At 46.4% G+C, this 21,205-nt stretch carries 18 protein-coding genes; 6 read left to right on the forward strand and 12 right to left on the reverse strand.

Features of this window, described 5'->3' with window-relative positions; all coding sequences use genetic code 11:
- Positions 1 to 79: 79 nt before the first annotated feature.
- Positions 80 to 556: a MarR family winged helix-turn-helix transcriptional regulator gene (locus MZO40_RS04520; RefSeq protein ID WP_050340248.1), complete on the forward strand. Its 477-nt coding sequence runs from the start codon at positions 80 to 82 to the stop codon at positions 554 to 556.
- Positions 557 to 1,087: 531 nt separating this feature from the next.
- Positions 1,088 to 1,774 carry a CPBP family intramembrane glutamic endopeptidase gene (locus MZO40_RS04525; protein WP_252133129.1) on the forward strand — a complete coding sequence of 229 codons (687 nt, stop codon included), beginning with the start codon at positions 1,088 to 1,090 and terminating at the stop codon, positions 1,772 to 1,774.
- 292 nt (positions 1,775 to 2,066) lie between these two features.
- On the opposite strand, the gene MZO40_RS04530 is transcribed toward MZO40_RS04525, so the two are convergent.
- From MZO40_RS04530 to MZO40_RS04555, 6 genes are all read right to left on the reverse strand, one after another.
- On the reverse strand, positions 2,067 to 2,435 hold the full coding sequence (locus tag MZO40_RS04530; RefSeq protein WP_050340246.1) for a hypothetical protein: 369 nt from the start codon (positions 2,433 to 2,435) through the stop codon (positions 2,067 to 2,069).
- Positions 2,436 to 2,688: 253 nt separating this feature from the next.
- Positions 2,689 to 3,027, reverse strand: coding sequence for a hypothetical protein (locus MZO40_RS04535; RefSeq protein WP_050340245.1), 339 nt, complete (start codon positions 3,025 to 3,027; stop codon positions 2,689 to 2,691).
- A gap of 160 nt (positions 3,028 to 3,187) precedes the next feature.
- Positions 3,188 to 3,955, reverse strand: coding sequence for a response regulator transcription factor (locus tag MZO40_RS17515; protein WP_050340244.1), 768 nt, complete (start codon positions 3,953 to 3,955; stop codon positions 3,188 to 3,190).
- A gap of 5 nt (positions 3,956 to 3,960) precedes the next feature.
- Positions 3,961 to 5,292, reverse strand: a complete 1,332-nt coding sequence (locus tag MZO40_RS04545; RefSeq protein WP_225083531.1) for a GHKL domain-containing protein — start codon at positions 5,290 to 5,292, stop codon at positions 3,961 to 3,963.
- A gap of 230 nt (positions 5,293 to 5,522) precedes the next feature.
- Complete coding sequence (locus MZO40_RS04550) at positions 5,523 to 6,131, reverse strand: hypothetical protein (protein ID WP_088769725.1); 609 nt, start codon at positions 6,129 to 6,131, stop codon at positions 5,523 to 5,525.
- Positions 6,132 to 6,260: 129 nt separating this feature from the next.
- Positions 6,261 to 7,082, reverse strand: a complete 822-nt coding sequence (locus tag MZO40_RS04555) for a Cof-type HAD-IIB family hydrolase (protein ID WP_105961915.1) — start codon at positions 7,080 to 7,082, stop codon at positions 6,261 to 6,263.
- A gap of 422 nt (positions 7,083 to 7,504) precedes the next feature.
- Between MZO40_RS04555 and msrA the strand changes: the two genes are divergently transcribed.
- Complete coding sequence (gene msrA / locus MZO40_RS04560) at positions 7,505 to 8,308, forward strand: peptide-methionine (S)-S-oxide reductase MsrA (protein ID WP_105961916.1); 804 nt, start codon at positions 7,505 to 7,507, stop codon at positions 8,306 to 8,308.
- 219 nt (positions 8,309 to 8,527) lie between these two features.
- Here the strand turns inward: msrA and MZO40_RS04565 are convergent, their stop codons facing one another.
- Positions 8,528 to 10,927 (reverse strand): sigma factor-like helix-turn-helix DNA-binding protein, encoded by a 2,400-nt coding sequence (locus MZO40_RS04565; protein ID WP_165861031.1) that lies wholly within the window; start codon positions 10,925 to 10,927, stop codon positions 8,528 to 8,530.
- Between the two features lie 394 nt (positions 10,928 to 11,321).
- Here MZO40_RS04565 and MZO40_RS04570 point away from each other — a divergent pair, with 394 nt between their 5' ends.
- The 3 genes from MZO40_RS04570 (at position 11,322) to MZO40_RS04580 (ending at position 15,835) form a co-directional block, all read left to right on the forward strand.
- Positions 11,322 to 14,276 (forward strand): YhgE/Pip domain-containing protein, encoded by a 2,955-nt coding sequence (locus MZO40_RS04570; RefSeq protein WP_105961918.1) that lies wholly within the window; start codon positions 11,322 to 11,324, stop codon positions 14,274 to 14,276.
- Positions 14,277 to 14,699: 423 nt separating this feature from the next.
- Positions 14,700 to 15,083 (forward strand): large-conductance mechanosensitive channel protein MscL, encoded by a 384-nt coding sequence (mscL, locus tag MZO40_RS04575; protein WP_252133130.1) that lies wholly within the window; start codon positions 14,700 to 14,702, stop codon positions 15,081 to 15,083.
- A 104-nt stretch (positions 15,084 to 15,187) separates the two neighbouring features.
- Entirely contained in the window at positions 15,188 to 15,835 is a 648-nt protein-coding gene (locus tag MZO40_RS04580; RefSeq protein ID WP_003638386.1) for a deoxynucleoside kinase, read from the forward strand.
- Positions 15,836 to 15,965: 130 nt separating this feature from the next.
- Here MZO40_RS04580 and MZO40_RS04585 read toward each other — a convergent pair whose 3' ends face one another.
- From MZO40_RS04585 to MZO40_RS04605, 5 genes are read right to left on the reverse strand one after another with little or no spacing between them, the layout of a single operon-like run.
- The gene (locus MZO40_RS04585) at positions 15,966 to 16,652 is read right to left on the reverse strand and encodes a glycerophosphodiester phosphodiesterase family protein (protein WP_050340234.1); all 687 of its coding nucleotides are present in this window, start codon (positions 16,650 to 16,652) and stop codon (positions 15,966 to 15,968) included.
- Positions 16,653 to 16,672: 20 nt separating this feature from the next.
- Positions 16,673 to 18,037 (reverse strand): ABC transporter substrate-binding protein, encoded by a 1,365-nt coding sequence (locus tag MZO40_RS04590; protein WP_105961919.1) that lies wholly within the window; start codon positions 18,035 to 18,037, stop codon positions 16,673 to 16,675.
- Positions 18,034 to 18,876 carry a carbohydrate ABC transporter permease gene (locus MZO40_RS04595; protein WP_105961920.1) on the reverse strand — a complete coding sequence of 281 codons (843 nt, stop codon included), beginning with the start codon at positions 18,874 to 18,876 and terminating at the stop codon, positions 18,034 to 18,036. The genes MZO40_RS04590 and MZO40_RS04595 overlap by 4 nt, the downstream gene beginning before the upstream one ends.
- Positions 18,876 to 19,841 carry a carbohydrate ABC transporter permease gene (locus MZO40_RS04600; RefSeq protein ID WP_122217849.1) on the reverse strand — a complete coding sequence of 322 codons (966 nt, stop codon included), beginning with the start codon at positions 19,839 to 19,841 and terminating at the stop codon, positions 18,876 to 18,878. The genes MZO40_RS04595 and MZO40_RS04600 overlap by 1 nt, the downstream gene beginning before the upstream one ends.
- Positions 19,816 to 20,925: an ABC transporter ATP-binding protein gene (locus tag MZO40_RS04605; protein ID WP_105961922.1), complete on the reverse strand. Its 1,110-nt coding sequence runs from the start codon at positions 20,923 to 20,925 to the stop codon at positions 19,816 to 19,818. The genes MZO40_RS04600 and MZO40_RS04605 overlap by 26 nt, the downstream gene beginning before the upstream one ends.
- Positions 20,926 to 21,205 lie beyond the last annotated feature (280 nt).

Below are 21,205 nucleotides of genomic sequence, written 5' to 3' on the forward strand. Positions count from 1 at the left end.
TGTATTTGCGCAATATTAATTGCATTTAGCAAATTAATTGCGTACAATGTACTAGAATAATAGTAAAGGAGGCGGTTTGATGGCGACACCAACGAAGAATATTTTGTTAGACGAACAACTCTGTTTTGCGCTTTACACTGCCAGCAAACGCTACAATCACTTTTACGCCGAAGCTTTAGCACCCTTTAAGCTGACTTATCCGCAGTACATTACGTTACTTGCATTGTGGGAAAAGAGTCCAATGACGGTCCGGGAACTCGGATCGCACGTCAACTTGGATAGTGGGACGTTGACTCCACTGCTCAAGCGGATGCAGACTCAAGGCTGGGTCGAACGGAAGCGTGATACTGATGACGAACGGCAGGTCAACATTTCCTTGTCACAAAAGGCGATCGATGCTAAACCTGAGATTTTCGCGCACGTTAACTCATGCATGGACCTATTAGGCTTAGACCAAGACACCTATGACCAAATCCGCGAAACAGTCAACTTTGCTTCTGAACGCATTAAGAATGCTAAGCCAAGCACAATTGACTACACGGGTGACACGTTCTAACAGAATCAGACGATTAAAGCCGAAGCACGCTGCTTCGGTTTTTTTGGTGCAGTTATCAGCTGTAAATGCCCTTTCCAAGAAACAATCAATCCCAGAAATCAGCTGCAAATCAGACTTGAGCAATACGGGTTTATTAATAATTTTGTCCAGTTCAGACTGCGATTTGAGCAAAAAAAATGACTCTACCGCTTATTAGCAGTAGGGCCAAAGAGTTAGGTTTAAGTACAATATGGGGGATTGTACTTGCTCGTCCATCCACTTTGGGGGAGTAAAATGAACAAGTGTATAACTATTAGGTACAAGTATATACTATTACATAATTGTGAAGAAATTGTGAAGATTTATCTGGAAACCACGAATTTAAATATTATTTTTTAAATATATGATTGTTTTTACATCATTTTTAAAATTTCAGCATATTAACAATGCTGAAATCCAAACAACCTCATTCACACGATTCATATTTTAGATTTGCAATTACGTGTTCCAGGCCCATGACTGCGGTAAAATGAGCTCAAGAGGTGAAGTCTAATGGAATTAGTTGACCGGGGATTAGGCTGGCTCGCCCGGGTATTACTGACAATTGGCCTGGTAATTGGCGTCGTCATTCCCCCAATGTTACTTAGGTTAATTAACCAACTCAATCGGCAATCACGAACCGCAAACTTAGAGATCATCTTAGCCGTTGTTTACGTGCTTGTCTTCGGTATCGTCATCCTAGCTGCTAATGCCTTGATGCGCCATTATACAGGAGCCTATCAACCACAACGAATGACTCGCCACGACTGGCACATCGTTCTTGGCGTTTACGCCGTCATCTTAGTGCTGGAAAGTTTATTTCAATTACTGAATCAACTCATTTATCATCAAAGTCAAACCCAGAATAATGCCGCAATTCAAAATTTGATGGCCGGTAGCACCCTCTCGCTATGGCTGATGGCCCTCAGCGCAGTGTTTTTAACGCCGATTACCGAAGAGCTGGTCTTTCGTGGCGTCCTCATGAATGCTTTTTTTAAGCAGTCCTGGCTCAAAATCATTCTCAGTGGCATTGTCTTTGGCAGCCTGCACAGCAGCTCGACACTGCCCAGTTTTATGATTTACCTCACAATGGGGCTCACCCTGGCAAGCGTTTATCAGATGACTGGCAAAATTCACGCCAGTATGAGTCTCCACTTTATCATTAATGCGTTGGCAATGAGCCTGCTCTTGATGCATTAAGTTGACTGATGTTCATTCACAAACTTGGGACATGTGTTTAACTGACAATTTGCGATATATTTAAGGTAAAAATCCGCACCAGTCATAAAGACAGTACGGATTTTTATCTTAAAAACTACGGTCTGCATTAATTGGATTGACGCTTTTGAAATAAGCGGATACTACATTACAAATACAACCACTAATATCGCAAATCAAAGAAAGTACATCTCACTCATTATCTCAAAAAAAGACGACCCCAGCCGCCCCAATTCCAGTCTTCACTTGATATACAAATACCGGTCCAAACTCATCACATATCCGTGCCCACCCACACGAATAACACGTCAAAAATCAGAAATAAGACGTTAAAATGCAGTAACCACCAATTCATCAGACCTTTTTCGCGAACCATGCCGAAAACGGCGAGCACAATCCCGATAACGGGAATCAGGCCGCCTTGTAACAGCCGATAAATTGGCAAGTAGGCCCATTGCGACAACAATACCGGTCCAGTGAGTTGTCCCAGCAACACGAATAATAAAAAGACGCCGATATTCAATAACGAACACGCAAACGCGGTCTCAGTCACTGCGCCCATCGATAATCGAAAATGAAATTGGAATCGCAGGATAAAAGTCCCGATAATCCCGATGATCAAAATAATGCCAATCACTAACATTCCCGCACGCTCCCCTTATCTGGTCATGTTCACCTTACGCTAAAATACGGGCAGCGCCTAGCCGTTGGGATAAAGCTTAATGGATTTTTAGCAAAGCACCGCGGCTCACTCAATAGCGGTGCAAGGTCCGGATCAATCTTTAAAACGCCTGGCAATTATTGACCATCAACGCTAGCCTGAAATCCCGCCATTCTCGTAACTGGGACTGATTTCAAGCCAACAAAAAAAGAGCGTGCAATACGCTCCCACCAAACTAACTCTTTGACCCAGTTGGTACCTTTAAGACTTTCGGTTTCAACCCCACGACCCGAATCGTCACTTGCTTTTTAACGGGCATCTCGAGATAAAACTTACCATTTTGCTTATTTGAAATCACTTGGCGAACATGCTTGCCACTCTTGACTGTCACGATCACGCCATGTTTCGTGTGACCGCTGATCGTGGCGGAGGTGGCGTTTTGATGATAAACCACTTTCGACACTGTCAACTGCTTGACTGGCCGATGATAATCGCCTTGTAAACTATATTCAGAACCAAAAATCAACAGACAGCCCGCCAGAATCATTAGACTCAGTGACCAAAACTGCTTCATGACACCACCTCCAATCCAGTCCCCATAACTGGTATTTGATACTTTAAGGATACCTGCAAATCACGACTGCAACACAAAAAAGGTGCAAAGCTCAAAATAGCCTGCACCAACGTTAGGATTATTTAGTTGTCATTAACGATTTTGTTACATAAGAGTCAGCTTAGTCCATCGTGACCGATAAATCGGACTGTTTGATCAAGGCGACTAAATCATGCATCTTCCGAATGGCAATGTCGACCGTTTCGCCGTTTTCGAAGTAGCCGAGCTGGTGTTGCTTATCGATCCGCACCAACATCTGCGGATTGACCAAGAAACTCTTGTGCACCCGAAATAGCTCGGGATGCGCGACCGTTTCGTCACTGATTTTGCCATTATACTGGACGATACGGTCTAATAAGTGCAAGACCAACTTGTTACGACTGGTTCCAGTCTCGATGAACAGTACTTGTTCTAGCGGCACGTTGAAGAGTTGCCCACCCTTGGAATAGGAGAACATCGCCTTGCTTGTCGCCCCCTGTTTGGTGTAACGCTCATACGCCACGCGAATATCCGTTTCGACCTTGGCTTTGACGGTATCTTGACCTAAATCCTTGACGATAAAGTCCAGTGGTTCGATGCGCCGTTCGAACGTCAAAAACGCCATTTCAGAGTGGGTCGAGACAAAGACGATCTTTGCATTCACGTCGGCCTCACGAATCTTGGTTGCGAGCGACAAGCCGTTCAAGTCCTGACCCGGATATTCAATATCCAAAAAATACAAGCCTTCTACACTTTCATGGCTCTGAACGTAATCCAACAGCGTTTGGGCCTGACCAGTTGCCAAAGTCAACTCCATGTCAAAATCATTAATCATAATGTGATTCGTAATAATTTGCTTTAAGGTCGCTAATTGTTCTGAATCATCTTCCACAACAAAGGTTTTTAACACGCTGCTCACTCACTTTCAATGCTAATAATAAACTCGAATCGGTGGCGCGAACTGACTTCATAGGTCACGTTGGCCAATGGGTCTAATAACTCACGGACAGTCGCTAATCCCTGTCCGTGACCCGCGCCCTTGGATGTATGACCGGCCACCATCAATTGGTCCAATCGTTCGATGGGCGCCGCCAGTGAATTGGCAAATATCAATTCGACCATCTTCGGATACTTGACCACTGCCACAGTGATTTGGCCGCCACTCTGTCCTTTGACCGCTTCAATGGCGTTATCCAATAATATCCCACTGACCCGCGCTAAGGTCACCGGGTCGATGGCCAACGCAGCGACGGGGTCATTGGCTTCCAGCCGGACTTGAATCCCCGCTTGGCGCGCGGCCGAAAACTTACTCTGGACAATTGCTTTGAGGGCTTTGTCCTTAATCTGCTCTAAATTATCAAAATGACCAAAATCGCGGCTCAAACTCTGCTGGGACTTGGTGACGACCCGATCAAAATAGGTCTGCAATTCAGGGTCATCCGCCGTATGGATGTATTCGCCCAACGACAATAGAATATTCTGGTAGTCGTGGCGGAACTTACGTAAATTCTGGTAGCTACTTTCAAGATTTTTAACATAAATATCATACTGCTTGCGCTCGAGGGCCTGCCGATTGCTCTGAAGGCGCATCGTATAGCTATAAAACAAGTAAATAAACGTGCCGGCATTGATCATCAAGATTGCCACTAGTATCAACATCAGGATGCCTAAAAAGCCGGAGCCAATATTGTAATTATCAGCGGCAGTCGTAATGGTGAAAAAGGCCACTGCCACGACGACCAAAGCACTGACGATCACGTTCAAGGTCACTTCATCACTAAATTGCCGTGGGTAACGTTTTTGTAAAATTTTAAAACTGACCACTACCGCCAGCATGCAGGCAGTTACGATCGTCTCACCAATCAATTCAAATAACCAGCCGCTCCAATCATTCAATCCGAGATTGAGCAGGTGCAGAATCGACTCGGTCGCGTAGTTGCCAAAGAAACTAAATAGAATATAGGCTAACGTCGCCGTCAAACTGGTGACAATGAAGTACTTTTTACGACGCACAAACGCCAGCAGCCCCATATTGACCATAAAGGTGATAATATCTGAATAGTCGTCGTATAGCATATAAATCGCGGTCAGGAGCACGGACATCACCGCGATACTGGCATACACCCTTTTCTGGCGTAACTCGCGATTGATCAGTATTTGTAGTAAAAATACCAGCATGACCGAGTACCAATGGTCAAACGCCGCGATATACCAATAAACGTAAACGATAACTGCTCCCCTCCCCACATTCAGCTCAATACTACCATTGTAGCGAAATTAATCCGGTTTGTATATTTACAGCATAAAAACTTAACAATCTTTATCGAATCACTGACTTCTAACAAAATCGTCCTCAAACCGGTCGTCCAAGGGCATCCAGGCCTTTTGACAGCCGATCGCCACCCCTGCGGCCAACAGTTATGACCGCATCAAAAAAGCGACCCCCATACACTATTGGCGTCGCTTGATTAGTTTAATTAATGAAAATCACCGGGCATGAAACTTTCAATCACCGCGGTGGTGTTAAAGGTCTCAAAGCTATGGAAACTGGCCTCATCAATTTCGGCATAGCGAATCGCAATTTGCGGCCGCTTTTTGAGGTCAAACATATCAACGTAATTGAATTCGATGTACTTCTTGTGTTCACTGTGAATAAAGCCGGCATAGCTATCACCGTGCTTCTTGATACGACCAGACAGTTGAATGACTTGGTCATGACGGAAGGCCTGCTTCAATAGTGTCTTGAGCAGTGAATGTTTGGTCTTACTTTGTTTCTTCAACAACTTAGTGACCAACCGTTCCGTATTCCAGACATCAAAGTACCCGCGTTGCTTGGCGAGTGTAATGATAGTCGTCATACTCTTCAAATAATCAGTGTCACTAATCACGCGGGCTAACGATGCTTTACGAAAAACCACTAGCCCATCTAGTTCACCATCGACATTAACGGCCTTAACCAGCACAAACTTTTCGTCCTGCTGAATGACATAGCCGACACTAAATTGCTCATTGGTTCCCTTGGAATAAATCTCAACGAGGTTTTTATCCTTAATCGCCTTAGCTAAATCGTCGCGAATCGCACTCATGCGTGTTCCCCCATTCGGTAATTTGTAACAAATAATTTATCTCATATTAGCACATTTTCAATTACCATGATACCACTTGTAAATATTGAAATCCAAATGGTATCTTTCATTTTGACGATAAAAATCGGTTTATAATACAAATTTATTAATTACTTCAGCTAACGCATCGTGATTATTATCCGCTGCCGTCACATACTTCGCTGCTGCTTTGACGGTATCAATCCCGTTCGCAACACTGACTGGCAGGCCCACGGCGTTTAACATTGGCAGATCATTTCCGTTATCACCGGCTGCAATGATTTCATCCGCGGTGATGCCGAGTAATTTACCCAATTGTAGGGTCGCACTCCCCTTATTCACGCCGGCGGGATTGAATTCCACGTACCGGTCCGATGAATAGGTGACGGCTAACTTGCTGGCGTCAACCCGTTGTTCAGCCGCAGCCCGCATTGCTTTGCGGTCAGCCATCGTTGGCAAGGCCATGATGATCTTCATGATATTCATATCCTTGAAGCGTGAAAAATCAGGTTCGTTCATGACTTCAAACGTCACCCCACGGTTTTCAAGGTAGGCGGAATCACTAGCAACCGGATTATAAATGTACAGTTTATCTTGCGTATATACATGGGTCGCTGCGCGTTCATCGGCCACCCCAGCTTCAAAGACGCCCTTGGCAAGTTCGTAAGGCATGGCGTTAACGGCCAGCGGTTTGTTACCGGCATTTTCCAAAATCAAGCCACCATTATATGAAATCGAATATTGGTGCGGTTGATTGCGAAGCCCCATCGTTTCCAAATCATTTTGAAAAGAGGTATAACTCCGCCCTGAATTTGGCACGAAGAACACGCCCTTTTCAGCCGCCGCTTTGATGGCCGCTGTATTCTTAGCTGACAGCGTCCCGTCATCATTCATCAATGTTTCATCTAAATCACAAACAATCATTTTATACATATCAATCGTCCCTCTCATCCAGTCCACTACGACCATCCTCGGTCAGTTTAGGTTTACCATTCCACTCTAGCGAAAGATTGGGGGAAATGCAACCGCTTTATTTTGGAGTGTAAAGTACCAATCTGATTTGAACATGTTTTATTCCTTATTATTGCGAATCAGTAAATCGGGATACGTTATATGTTAGAGCACAAACTACACTTAGTCGTGATCGCCCAGCCAAATCTCCTCTATTTCTATCCATCCTGGCGAAAAACAAACTATAATTTTTGCTAAAGCGTACAACTCCCAATCATGCTGTTAGGTGTATTCACTCGCACCATGCTAAAATGTACCTAATTCAAATGAACCAAACCAGAAACGAACTTAAATTCCCACGCCTCCCCCAACACAGTCAATCAACTAGCAGCGGGTGATTAATCGTGAAAACAAATAATGCCGCGTTAATGCGCGACCTATACAACCTAATCTTAAATCCCGCAACCCGCGACTGGGAGCGGCATTTACTAGTTCAGGTCAAAGATAATCCGCAACAATTATCCCCAACTGGTCAATTGAAGCAGTTGGAAGCCGATTTACGGCCACTCGCGACTCGTGATAACCTCACGCCGGACGTGATGGATTTCTACTTGGCACTGACCGGCAACGGGTCCGTGGTGCCCAAATCAGATTATTCTGACACACCACAAATCGATGCTAGCCATGAAGAACGCGCCGTGTTTGCCGGCGGCTGTTTTTGGTGCATGGTCGAGCCCTTTGACCAACGTCCCGGAATTATTGCCGTCACTTCGGGCTATACGGGCGGTTCGTGGGCACAACCCACCTACGAGCAAGTTAGTGGTCAGTACACCGGCCACGTGGAAGCGGTCGAAATCAGGTATGATGCCCGTAAAACGTCTTATCGAGAACTTGTCAAACTCTATTGGCAACTGATCGACCCGACCGACCAGTTTGGACAGATTAATGACCGCGGCAACCAGTATCGCCCCGTTATTTTCTACGCCAATCCAAGCCAAATGGCAATTGCCACGGCGTCTAAACAAGCCGTCATTGATTCAAAGCGCTACAAACAACCGATCGTCGTGGCAATCGAACCACTATATCATTTCTGGCCGGCTGAAAATTACCATCAGGATTTCTACCGCAAGCAACCGCAACGTTATCGACGAATGAAAAAGGCGCATGACCATTATTTGAAGTGGTTGGCGTTTAAAAACAAGTTATGACACGCGCTTCTTCTTGATAGGCAACATCCGCTAAACAAGCGCAGTAGAAAGCGGCGTAATTTGCGTCAAATCATAACTATCAAAAAATTAGGCTGACCAGTCTCCATTGGGACTAGTCAGCCTAATTTCATCTAAATTGCTTCATTAAAATAAAATTTTCGATTAAATAAACGTTGATTTATCAGCCATGAGTAGCTTTTGAACTGCTTATGGCGCTCATTAAACATCGATTCCGAGCTCTTGGTAAGTATCTTCATACATACTCAATTTATCTGGATAGATGTGATTAGTCTCTGTTGAATACGCTAATTGGCCTTTAGCCAACTTCTCAAGTGCTCTTGTTCTAGTCACATCCAGACCGAATTTATGATTCAGCTCACGTAAGAAATCGTCAATATCACGTGACTGCCCACCCAGTTCTTGTGCAAAGAAATCAGTTAACGGCGGACATTTTGGTGTCGGATGACTCTGCTTAACATAGACTGAACCTCGCGTTTTGATGGTTCTAATGGACGGAATGGTGAAAATCAACCGTTCATACGCAAAGTCGCTCAGATTAGCTTTAGCCATAAAATCACTTTCAAAGCCAGAATCAAGCAACGATTTCCAAGTGAAGAAAACGTCATCCTCAATAAATGACATGACTTCTTGCAGAAACCGATCAATATCCGGCTTAGTCACGTCAATTCTATTCAATCCCTTCGAAGTCAAGTAACGGGTCGAATCTATCGCAACCAGGTCATGTTGCAATTCCAAATTATACGCCTTGAATCTAAACCAGTTGTTCGGATAAGCTTGAACCTTCTCAACTGAAATTTCGTCATCCGCCAACCACAGTGCTCTAATTGCATCATTCAAAGAAGCATAAGATTTTTGCATTAACAGGGCACTTCGCTCGATGTAACCGAGTCGATCCATCAGTAATGGTGACACTTGTATCGACGGATCAACTAGCTTAATAATCGCTGCAGCTTGGTCATAAGGATATATTGGTTGATTGAGAACAACTTTCATTTTACGATAAAAATCTACATCACTGGGCAACTTAACATTCATATTGATCATATTGCGATGAATGTATGGCTTATAAGTTGTTCCCAAGTATGACCACATCGTTGGACGCTGAAGCGCAAAATTAGCTTCAAGGTAGTCAACGGTATCTGCCAATGATTGCCCGTCAAACTGTGAAAAAACACCAAGATAAAATTGCTCCTTGCACTGGGTATCATTCTTGATTGCCCCAATGTAAACCTGCGACTGACGAACAATTGTATTTAAGCGCTCAAACCGCTCATAGCCCAAGCCTTTTAACAAATTAGCTAACTCAGAACTTTCTTGCAGCCCTAGTTCGGCCATCAGCGACTGATTGTGGTCAAAAAAGTAATCAATCCCATAAATGCCATCTGCAACATCAAATAGTGCATTCAACTCGTCCAGATAGTCCAGTATATCGTGCAGATCCAACTCATAGTACCGAAAGTAGCCATTTGTTCGTTGAATAATATGTGCTTGTCGTTCGATCTGGGCCAGTACCGCACGAGCCGAAATGGCAGTCGCCTGCATTTGACCATGAGCTTCAAAAAAGCTTTTCATTTGAACGACCATTTCATCATTATCAAAGACCCGTCGATTGTTAAACAGAATTTCATCAATCACATTGGCGGCCGAAAAAGGAACCACTTGATTCGCGTGATTAATGAATTTTCCGTGCTGATTCAATCGGGCCCCTAAAGCATCTGGTGCGACTTTATTCAGTGCGAGTAAGTATTGGTCCAATGACGCCAGCGTTTTAGGACGTTTATACTTTAGAGTCAAATAAGTATATATTTCCTCAGTCCCTTGAGTATAGTTTAAAAATTGATCGAGTTGGATATCATAAGTCAATACTAATTTGTGATATTTCTCAACGTCGTCAAATAATGGGAGCTGTTGAATCATTTTGGCAATAATCTGACGAACACGCTCACGCGTCAGCCCATGTTCATCACCGATTTCTTGTAACGTCTCCCCAGACAAACGACTAACTAGGATGTCTTTCTTCTTGAAGTCTAGCCTTAAAAATGCCATTAACGTCTTCGGAATTTTCTCAACGCCAAACCACTTTTGAAGCTTTACTGCGGTTCGCTGCTGATTTGCAGCTTGCGCTAATCGCACACTCAAATCAACCTCTGGCTTGGTTTCAAGCTCCCGCTGTAATTCCGATTGATTGGTGACTTTCCAATCAAAATAGGCTTGTACGAGTGCAGCATTTTCCGTTGGATTTTTCCGCCAATCGGTTGGCATCTTCATTTGTTGCCTAATCATATCATCTAGTTGTGAGACCGTTCTGACCCCATTTCGTTGCAAGCTTCGGATTAACTTATCACTTGCGCCCACGATTACTAGAAAGTACAGCGAATCAGCCAGATCAGGATGATTTTGCCGCCAGTTCACTTGAGCAGCTTCGATTTGACTCACCGCTTGGGCACTTTTACGACCCACTAATTGTTCCCACAATAATGCAACGTGCTGTTCATTGATTAAGTCATAAAAGTGACAAGTGGTGGGATCTAACTTATCAATTTTCCCCTGACTTACCCCTAAAGTGGCTAAGGCACAACACATGATTGGATTTTTCATAACAATAGCCATTCCTTTCGATTATCCGCCAATAATAACTTCAGCGTTAATACAATTCCCCTACCCTTGCGTTTATTATAAATGTACGCTCATGTTCAAGAAAGCAAATCCGCAATTTCTAATCCAACTATATCCGGAAGTATACTTGAATTTTAATAGACCCCATCTATTTCCATCTGTAATGGGTGATTTGCACGTGATCTGTTCGTCATACTAACAATCTCCAAATGTCAGCGCCGTTTTACACCCCACTTACGCCCCAAGTGTGGCATAAGCCTCACACGCGGGGAAACTGATGTGGCACTTCATTTAAAACCTGTTATTCTCATTGGTGCACAGGCGAATTTCCAGCGGTGTTACCTGACACCTTTCACCACAAGGGGGAGTAATGACAATGATTAAAGCAGAATGGGCCTATATGCAGCGCCACAAATTTATGATGATCGTCATGGCAATTATTATGTTGATTCCATCGATATACGCCGTCACATTTCTTCGGTCAATGTGGGATCCGTACGGACGGCTCAATCACTTACCGGTCGCTGTTGTCAACCAGGACCAGGCTGTCACTTACCAGGGCCACCGACTCAGTATCGGCCACGACCTGACGCACACACTCAAGCAATCCGATGCGCTGGAATTTCATGCGATGACGGCAGACCAAGCCCAAACCGGGTTAAAAAATGGCCGCTACTACATGGTCCTCACGATTCCTAAAAACTTTTCACAGCACGCCACGACCTTGCTCAATCGGCACCCACAGGCGATGGTGCTGCACTATGACACGAGTGCTGGCCATAACTTTGTCGCCAGCAAAATGGCAACTTCCGCGGTCGGCTCAATTCGGACATCCGTCGCACAAACGATTACGACCAGCTATGCCAAGACGATGTTTGCAGCTATCAAGCAACTAGATGGCGGTCTCAAAACCGCTACGACGACTAATCAAAAACTCGCCACCGGTGGCACTCAACTGGCATCGGCCAATCGGCAGCTCGCCGGGCATCTTGATACACTGGCCACCAGTTCACTGAAACTGGCACAAGGCAGTCAAACGATGCGCATCGGTTTAAACCAATATATTAACGGCGTCGACCAACTGCAAGCAGGTAATCAACAAGTCGTCGCTGGACTGACGCAGCTACTCGTCAAAAGTAATCAGCTGGTCGCTGGATTCAATCAACTTAATACCGGTGCTCAAGCGCTGAATCAGGGCGTCAATCGCTACGTCACCGGCGTTCAGCAAGTTAACGTCGGCACCACCACGGTTAACAACGGTGCCGGTCAAGTGGCGACTGGTGCTCAGCAATTCAGTCATGGTACGGCGCAATTAGCTACTGGGACGCAGCAATTTGGAACGGGACTGAATCGCTATGTGGACGGTGTGAGCCAGGTCAATACTGGTGCCGCGGATCTTAGCCGTGGCACCAGCCAGTTACAGGCTCAAACGACCCGTTTAACTGGCGCAACGACCGCACTTACGGATGGCGCTAGTCAGCTTAACACCGGTCTTCAAACGCTAGATTCACATAGTCAAACACTAACTGCCGGACTGCAACAGCTTCAAAATCAGCTGCAACACCGGACCAGCGACCAGGCAGCGCTCAACACAGCTGTGACCGCCTTGCAAAAGCAAGCGACGGGCAGTGACTTGACCACCGTTAACAGCGCACTCAACGCCCTGTCAGCGGCCATCAAGGCTAGTTCAACGGTCCGCGCCAACGTTGCCGCGACAGCGGATCATCAAAACCTAACTGCTGCCCAAAAATCCGCCATTTTAGCGACGGTGGATCAGTCAACCAATCAGGACGCCATCAACGCTGCGCTTGCGAGTCTGACGACTGCGCTCGCACAAGTTAAACAGCCCACTGTTGACGCGACCGCCCTCACCAACGCCCTCAGCGCCATCAATCAGCAGCAGACGGCCCTCGCCGGCTCAGTCGCTCAGCTTGCTACCGGCGCACAAGGGTTGACTAACGGCATTCAAACTGCCGGAACAGCGGCCAGCCAACTGAACACTGGTTTGACCCAATTTAAGACCGACCTGCCACAGCTCACTACCGGCATCACGACGCTGGCCAATGGCGCAACGCAACTAGCTAGCGGAACGGCCGGACTCACGACCACTAGCACACAGCTGACCCAGGGCTTCCAGGCGTTAAGCACAGGCACCGACCAACTTAACCAACGCAGTCAGCAGCTCGCCGCTGGTGCTGGTCAAGTCGCAGCGGGAACCCAACAATTAGCGACGGGAACGGCCCAACTCAGTAGCCAAGGCAACCAGCTCACCCGCGGCAGCAATCAAATCGCGACTGGGCTTGGCACAATTCAGACTAAATTGCCTGGCCTCACGACTGGTGTTACCCAACTTACAAACGGGGCGCAACGTGTCGGCAATGGTCTCAACCAACTCGCCGCTAACGGCAACACTTTAACGACTGGCAACACCCAGCTCACCAATGGTAATCAACAGTTAGCAAGTGGCGCGCAACAACTTGCCAACGGTGCGAACCAGGTCACGGCCGCTGACCAGACCATTCAAAGCGGCAATCAAACTTTGGCGACTAAATTAGGGTCGGCCGCCGAGCAAGGCCAGGTCAATCCGTCCAGCTTGACGTATCAACAAATTGCTAAACCGGTGACGACGACTCATTCAGATTCGGATCAGGCTGCCAACAACGGGACTGGCATGGCACCCTACATGTTAAGTGTGTCGCTCTTCGTCGGCGCGCTTGCGTTTAACATGATGTTTGATTTATATACACCCCGCAAGCATCCAAAATCCGCCTTCGAATGGTGGTGCAGTAAGGCAATCCTAGTGCTGGTCTTTTCACTGATGGAAAGCACCATTATGCTTGGGTTAATGATGCGCATCGATGCGCTCACACCGATTCATCCGTTCGCCACCTGGTTGGTGCTGATTCTGACGGCACTCCTATTCATGACGATCGTCGCCTGGCTGAACCTCGTCTTCGGTAAGGCCGGTGCCTTCTTCAGCATGGTCTTGCTGGTCCTGCAGCTCGGCGGTTCAGCCGGCACTTACCCGATTCAACTATCCGGCCGCTTTTTCCAGATGATTCACCCGTGGTTACCGATGAGCTACAGCGTTAACGGATTACGACAAACCTTAATGACTGGCAATTCCGCGCTTGGTGAGCTGGGCATCCTGACACTGTTTCTCACGCTATTCGTTGCTTTTACTGGGCTGTTCTTCCTGCGTCGTTACCCACGGCTCGCACAAATTGATTTCGACGACCCGGCTGCCCTCAAAGCGACGCAGAGTAAACTAGCCACGCACATTCAGCGTCGGCTGCGAGCTAAAGCAAGTGATGAACCCGACGTACACTAACTGGATATGATGATTGGTCAGTGCACCGCTTAATATTGACCACCAGTCTAATAACGCCTCAGCACACTTGTGTTGGGGCGTTTTTTGTATCGATTTTGTCAGTAACTGAACGCTTTTCGCGACTAACCGATATACTGGGGTTGATTCGAGCTTGTCGTGCCATGTTCCCGAAGTCTTGAATCCTAGTCACTAGCCACCGATAACGTGCAGCTGTGCTCCCCACCCCAACCCCCGCCTCAAGCACAGCGCCCACCAGATTAGGTCACTATCCAAACGAAACAAATCGTTAGTACGGGCAAAATTCGACCGCGTATGCTGTGGTTAACCACCAATTGCCCCGAAATTCATCTCGTATATCAATTGAGTCAACGTTTGATTTTGGCTATACTGTTATCAGCTAAACAAAAAAGGAGCGCTCGTCACATGATTAAAGAATTTAAGGAATTTATTGCTCGTGGGAACGTGATTGACTTGGCCGTTGGGGTCATTATCGGGTCTGCGTTTACCGCCATCGTCAAATCGTTAACCGATAACTTGATCAATCCGTTGATTGGGATTTTCCTAGGTCGTATCGATTTATCCAACTTAAAAGTCAGTATCGGTGATGCCACCTTCAAGTATGGGTCATTTTTGAATGCCATCATTAATTTCTTCATCGTCGCCATCGTTGTGTTCATTCTGGTGAAAATTATTAATAAAGTCGTTAAAAATGAACCGGAAGAAACTGAGGATGAAGAAGAAGTCGATCTTTCCGCGCAATACTTGGAAGAAATCCGTGATTTATTGAAGGAACAAGCCAAAAAATAGCCCAAAATAGCACCGAAGCAAATTTTTCATTAAAAGTCTATATGGTATTCCAACTTTTTTTGAGATACAATATATTGTGCAATTTTTTATAAAGAGGGGCTATCATGGTGATAATAACAGCAGGAATGATTGGGGTCGGCAAAACCACGTTAACGGGGCTGATTGCCGATCACCTTGGAACGAAGGCATTTTACGAACCGGTTGGCGACAACCCAGTACTGCCACTTTACTATTCGGATCCAAAGAATTACGGGTTCCTATTACAAATCTATTTCCTCAACAAGCGCTTTGCAATGATCAAGAAGGCATTGGCCGATGATAACAACGTTCTCGACCGCTCCATCTACGAAGATGCCCTCTTTACCAAAGAAAACAACGCTGAGGGTAATATTTCTGACACTGAACTGAAAGTTTACTTGCAACTATTAGACAATATGATGACCGAATTAACCGAGCTCCCTAAAAAGGCGCCGGACTTGATGGTCTACTCCGAAACCGACTTCGATACGATCCTCTACCGGATCAAGAAGCGGGGTCGTGACTACGAACAATTCGATAACAATCCTGAACTTGAATCATATTACTACAAGATGTGGACCGCCTACCGCAAGTGGTATGACGAATATGATGCGAGTCCTAAGATGAAGATCGACTTACAACAATACGACTTAGAGAAACCTGAAAATCAACAAGCCGTACTCGCACAAATCGATGCTGAATTGGGTAAGATTCGCAACCCAGCCAGTGTTTAAACATTCTAACGATAAAAAGGAGTGGATTTCCGCCATGGAAATCCACTCCTTTTCTTATGCTGACAATTAATCACAACTATCAATAATTAGTAAGTTCGTTTGAACTAACGTGTCGCGCTTCGAGCTGCGCTTACATGGCCGCTCGTACTTGCTGCGCCAACTCAAAATTATTCGTAATGACCGCGTTAACGGCTGCTGCAAACAATTGTTGCATGACTGCCGGCTCATCAACGGTCCACACGCGTTCTGCAACTTCTTTCACCGGTTGGAAATGCTCGAGATGCACCCCTTCCAAATGTTCATGGGTGGCAAATTCATCTGGATTACCCAAATGTGCAGAGGTCAAAAAAGCGTACTTTTGACTGGCATCAATGGCATAGGCGCGCTTCAAGCTCTTCAAATTGAAGGACGAAAAGACGACCGGATAGACTAAATCTGTCTGTTTGATCATCCGCAGTACGATCCGTTCGATGCCAGGATAGAAGTGGCGGTCGGTCTTGAACTCTAGGTTTAAGTGTACCGGCTCACCACTGACGAGACTCAAAAACTCTTGCAGTGATGGCACGGGTTCTCCGTTAGCCAGCTTGAAGTAACGTAACTGTTTGAAAGTCATATCGGCAATGGCACCCTCACCATCCGTGGTTCGATCGATGCGTTCATCGTGCATGATGACGGGCACCATGTCCTTGGTCAGATGCACATCAAATTCGAGTCCGTCGATATGATGGTTAATGGCGTAGGCGAAGCCCGCTAAGGAATTTTCTGGAAACTTCACGGGCACGCCGCGATGACCGTAAATTAATGACATATTTGGCACGTGGTTTCAACTCTTTTCGATTAATGACGACCGTTTGCACGGTTATTTGATTCTAACACTTGATTGTAGGTATTTTCAGCTGTTTGCAAAGATTTACGAATATCTTGACCCGCAAAAATTTGTTGCATCGCATTTTGAATGGCAGTCCGGGCAGGCACCCATCCGTCCACGAAGACACCTGAGTTGGTATTATTAGGCTTGGTGCGAGCCATTTGATTCCCAGAGACTTCCAGCACTGGTGACTTCTTGAAGAGCTTCTTCAGTGTTGGTTCATCCTTAGCATCCTTATTAACAGCTAAGTAGCCGGTCTTGGCCTGCCAATCCGCTTGGACTTTAGGACTAGTCAAATACTTGGTGAATTCCCATGCCCCGTCTTGAACAGCGCTAGGTTTGTCATTCGCGATCCACAACGCCGCGCCCCCAACGGCGATACCATTGGCCTTTTGACCATTTGGCCGTGGGAAGTATGTGACGCCGAGGTCGTTCTTCAAGACTTGATAGAGTTGGCCGGTCTTCGCTGATGACTGCATAAAGATCCCGAGGTGACCTGACAAGAAAGAAGCTGCTTCATTGGCGGCAGCGTTACCACCAGAACCAAAGTTCATGAAGTCACCGTAATCAATATTTTCTTTGACCCACTTCATGGCATTGATGGCCGCGGGACTTGTAAAATCGACCTTTGTCGCATTACCGGTGTGGCCGTTATCATGATTAGCGACTGGAACGCCCGCATTGGCCCCGAGTTGTTCGAAGAGCCATGAGTAAGCCTCCATGGTCATCCCCTTCACTTCACCATGCGATTTATCATGAATCGCTTTGGCAACCCGCGTGATGTCATCGTAGGTTGGGTCGACAGGTGGTGGCGTAATGCCGTACTTCCGCAACACCGCCTTATTGTAATAGAGGGCAGTCTGAGAGGCGTTGAACGGCATCGCTAATAATTGGTCCTTACGCATCACGATGGCCTTGGCCCCTGGAATAATCTGACTGGCATCATAGCCATCACGGTCAATGAACTTTTGCATCGGTGTGGTAAAACCACTATGATACATCTGACTCGTCGAGATGTCCATCGATTGGAACAACGCCGGTGATGCCGCGGTCCCGTGCGTATTGAGGATCTTCTGAATGACGCCGTTGTAGCCGCCTTCGAATTCAGCGACCACTTCATATTTAGACTGCTGCTGATTAAAGGCTTTGACATAGGTGTCGATTGCCTTTTGGCCGGGTCCCTTCATTTCATGCCAAAAGACGACTTTGATGCGGCCAGTATTGGCTTGCACCTGACTGCGATTATAGGCGAAGGCCCCCAGCGCGAGTACCAGAACAACTAATCCGAGTCCCCATTGCCAGGACCACCGCCATTTGTGCATCATTTTCATCATTTCACTGAGCCCTCGTTCAATCCAGATTTAAAGTAATGTTGCCCCCAGAATAGGACGATTAATGTTGGAATGACGACGATGGCAGCACTGGCTTGGACCAGGCCCCAATTAGTCGCCGTTTCTTCAGAATGCAATTGACGCAGGCCATCTTGCACCGGCCGTAAACGATTCGAGAACGTCGTCAACATTGGCCACAAGTATTGGTTCCAACTTCCTAAGAAACTGTAGGCGGCTAACGTCAATAGACTGATTCGCGAATATGGTAGCGCGACCTTACGATAAAATTGCCAGTGGGATAAACCATCGACATCCGCGGCCTCTTTTAAGTCCCATGGAATCTGCTTAAACGCTTGCCGCAACATAAAAATCCCAAATGCAGAGGTTAAAAACGGAATCACCATCACCGCATAGTGGTCCAACAAGTGCATGGCACGGACGGTGTGGAAATTAGGAATGACCTCGGCTTCAAATGGCAGCATCATCGTCGCCAGGACCACGTAGAAGAGCTGATCCCGGTACTTAAATTCTAAGAACACAAAGGCGTAGGCTGCGATGGATGCGAAGAACAAGTGTGCAAACATCTGAATTAATGAAATTACCAAACTATTGAACAAATAGCGTAAAATCGGCGTTTGAGTGAAGGCTTCATGGTAATTCTGCCAGGACATCACCCCGCTCAACGACCCTTTGGCGATAGCGGTCGTTGGTAAAAAGCTCGTCCAAAGTCCTAAGATAAAGGGCAAGATAATGATCAGGGCTAACACGCTGAGGACGAGATACTTTAAGACTAACGCCACCCGCCGCCGGACGATGGCTTGATGGCCTAATGTATTTTCCATTAATAGTTCACCCGCTTTGCTAAAAGTTTGAATTGAACCACCGTGATAGCGGCAATAATGACCGCTAAGACGATCGACTCGGTGCTTGCTAAGGCGTAATTACCGTCCACGAAGGCATCTTGATAAATACGATACACGAGTAAATTCGTCGCGTTGGTTGGGCCACCAGCAGTCATCAAATCAATCAAGCCAAAACTTTTGAAGGCTGAAATCAATGTGATCACGGCCACGAAGAATAGTGTTGGCGAAATCATCGGTAGCGTAATGTGTAGGAACTGGTAACGTCGATTCGTGCCAGCCACATCTGCAGCATCATATAACGTCTTGGGCACTGATTGAAGCGCACCAAAGAAAATCAAGAAAGTAAAGCCCAGGTGCATCCAAACGCTGGTCATGATGACGGCGACCATCGCCCAATGTGGTTCCGTCAGCCAATTAATCGCCGGCAAATGCAGCCAAAGTGCCACTTTGTTGAGAATCCCAATCGACGGGTTGAACATGAATAGCCAGAAAATAGCTGAAACCGAGACTGATACCCCCATCGTCGATGTAAAAATCGTCCGAAAGAACTCGATGCCCCGCACTTTTTGGTTGGCGACGGCGGCTAACAATAGGCCACCAATCAAGGTAAAGACCGTCACACCAACGACGTATAGTCCGGTAGCTTGCAAGCTTGCCAAGTAACTCTTCGTACGCAACAAATGAATGTAATTTTGGAGCCCCACGAACACGGTCGGTTCCCCAAATGAGTTCGTTAAAAAGAGACTAAGATAAAATGTCCGTAACATCGGATAAAAGACGAAGATGCTGAGTAACAACAGTGATGGGCCTAAAAACAGCCAGGCATAATATTTGTCATTGCGCTTGAGCTCAAAGCTGACCGGTTGGGCCTGTGCCTGGTCGTTGGACTCTGGTGACAGTCCCGGTTTAGGACGTCGCTTAATGGACGGAAACGAATTGATCACTGGTTGCACCCCCTTCTTCTGCAATTAATTGTTCGTGTTCATCAAAGATAAAGACTTTACCACTGACTGTGACCGCAATGCGCTGATTTAGTGGTAGTTGAACTTGTCCAGCTTGAACGATTCGCAGGGCTTTGCCATTGTCGGCCATCGCTTCAATGATCGTCGTCTCACCTAAAGCTTCCACGTTCACGACGGTCGCATTACCTTCATTTGCGGCAACTGGGGTCGCGACCAGTTGATTAGGCCGAATCCCGACCGTGTACGTGCCGACGGTGATTGGCCGTTCTAAAGTGACTTGGACCCCTTCCGCCACTTGTAATTCACGGGTTGCTTTGCTCGACATCGTAGTTGCGGTTAACAAATTGATTTGGGGCGTCCCAAAGAATTGCGCCACAAAATGGTTGGCCGGATGATTGTAGATATCTAATGGCGTATCGATTTGTTGGACATGGTGGTCATTTAAGACCATCACGTGGTCAGCCATCGTCATCGCTTCAGTCTGGTCATGGGTCACGTAAATCAAAGTCAGGCCTAGCTTTCGCTGTAATTCACGAATCTCAGCACGCATCCGAACGCGCAGTTGGGCATCCAAATTGGAGAGCGGCTCGTCCATCAAACAAATCTTAGAATCACTGGCAATTGCACGCGCCAGGGCCACCCGTTGTCGTTGTCCACCAGACAATTCACGTGGCTTGCGGTCACGAAAGGCGGTTAAGTTAACCATGTTCAAGGCATCATTGACCCGTTGCTCGATTTCTTCAGCGGGCATTTTACGTGCGCGCAATCCGAATGCCACGTTGTCGGCAACCGTTAGAAATGGATACAGCGCATAACTTTGAAAGACCATCGATAACTGGCGGTCCTTTGGTGGTACGGCATTCATCACTTGGTTGTTGATCAGGAGTCGCCCACTTGTGATTGGAATAATCCCCGCAATCATGCGTAACAGCGTGCTCTTACCACAACCGGATGGCCCGACAATGACGAACAATTCGCCATCTTGAATCTCAGCATTAACATCGTGCAAGACTGGTTGTTCATTCTTGTCATAGGCTTTCGTGACACTTTGTAACTCAATTCCCATAGTGTTATCCCCTCGCATTACCCTTTGATTTGTCATTGATTTAACTTACTCTTAAATCATGACAGACCAACGTATCAGAACTGTTAGCATAATGTAAAAATAACGTATGGGTTATGTATTTTTTTCATAAACATCATTAAAGTTCAGGTGCCCACTCCTTAACTAAATTCTGAAAAGTCGCTCGTTTCAAAGCGTCGCCGACACTCGTCACCAGTCGTAGACACGCAGCGTTTCAACAAAAAAAGAGTGGCAACCATCTCAAATTGAAATGATTGCCACT

Source organism: Lactiplantibacillus sp. B652, from assembly GCF_023806745.1.
Classification (GTDB): domain Bacteria; phylum Bacillota; class Bacilli; order Lactobacillales; family Lactobacillaceae; genus Lactiplantibacillus; species Lactiplantibacillus pentosus.

Coding starts and splice junctions, on each gene's coding strand:
- MZO40_RS04520 (WP_050340248.1), top strand. CDS start 80: ATGGCGACACCAACGAAGAATATTTTGTTAGACGAACAACTCTGTTTT.
- MZO40_RS04525 (WP_252133129.1), top strand. CDS start 1,088: ATGGAATTAGTTGACCGGGGATTAGGCTGGCTCGCCCGGGTATTACTG.
- MZO40_RS04530 (WP_050340246.1), bottom strand. CDS start 2,435: ATGTTAGTGATTGGCATTATTTTGATCATCGGGATTATCGGGACTTTT.
- MZO40_RS04535 (WP_050340245.1), bottom strand. CDS start 3,027: ATGAAGCAGTTTTGGTCACTGAGTCTAATGATTCTGGCGGGCTGTCTG.
- MZO40_RS04550 (WP_088769725.1), bottom strand. CDS start 6,131: ATGAGTGCGATTCGCGACGATTTAGCTAAGGCGATTAAGGATAAAAAC.
- MZO40_RS04555 (WP_105961915.1), bottom strand. CDS start 7,082: ATGTATAAAATGATTGTTTGTGATTTAGATGAAACATTGATGAATGAT.
- MZO40_RS04565 (WP_165861031.1), bottom strand. CDS start 10,927: ATGAAAAATCCAATCATGTGTTGTGCCTTAGCCACTTTAGGGGTAAGT.
- MZO40_RS04570 (WP_105961918.1), top strand. CDS start 11,322: ATGATTAAAGCAGAATGGGCCTATATGCAGCGCCACAAATTTATGATG.
- mscL (WP_252133130.1), top strand. CDS start 14,700: ATGATTAAAGAATTTAAGGAATTTATTGCTCGTGGGAACGTGATTGAC.
- MZO40_RS04580 (WP_003638386.1), top strand. CDS start 15,188: ATGGTGATAATAACAGCAGGAATGATTGGGGTCGGCAAAACCACGTTA.
- MZO40_RS04590 (WP_105961919.1), bottom strand. CDS start 18,037: ATGATGAAAATGATGCACAAATGGCGGTGGTCCTGGCAATGGGGACTC.
- MZO40_RS04595 (WP_105961920.1), bottom strand. CDS start 18,876: ATGGAAAATACATTAGGCCATCAAGCCATCGTCCGGCGGCGGGTGGCG.
- MZO40_RS04605 (WP_105961922.1), bottom strand. CDS start 20,925: ATGGGAATTGAGTTACAAAGTGTCACGAAAGCCTATGACAAGAATGAA.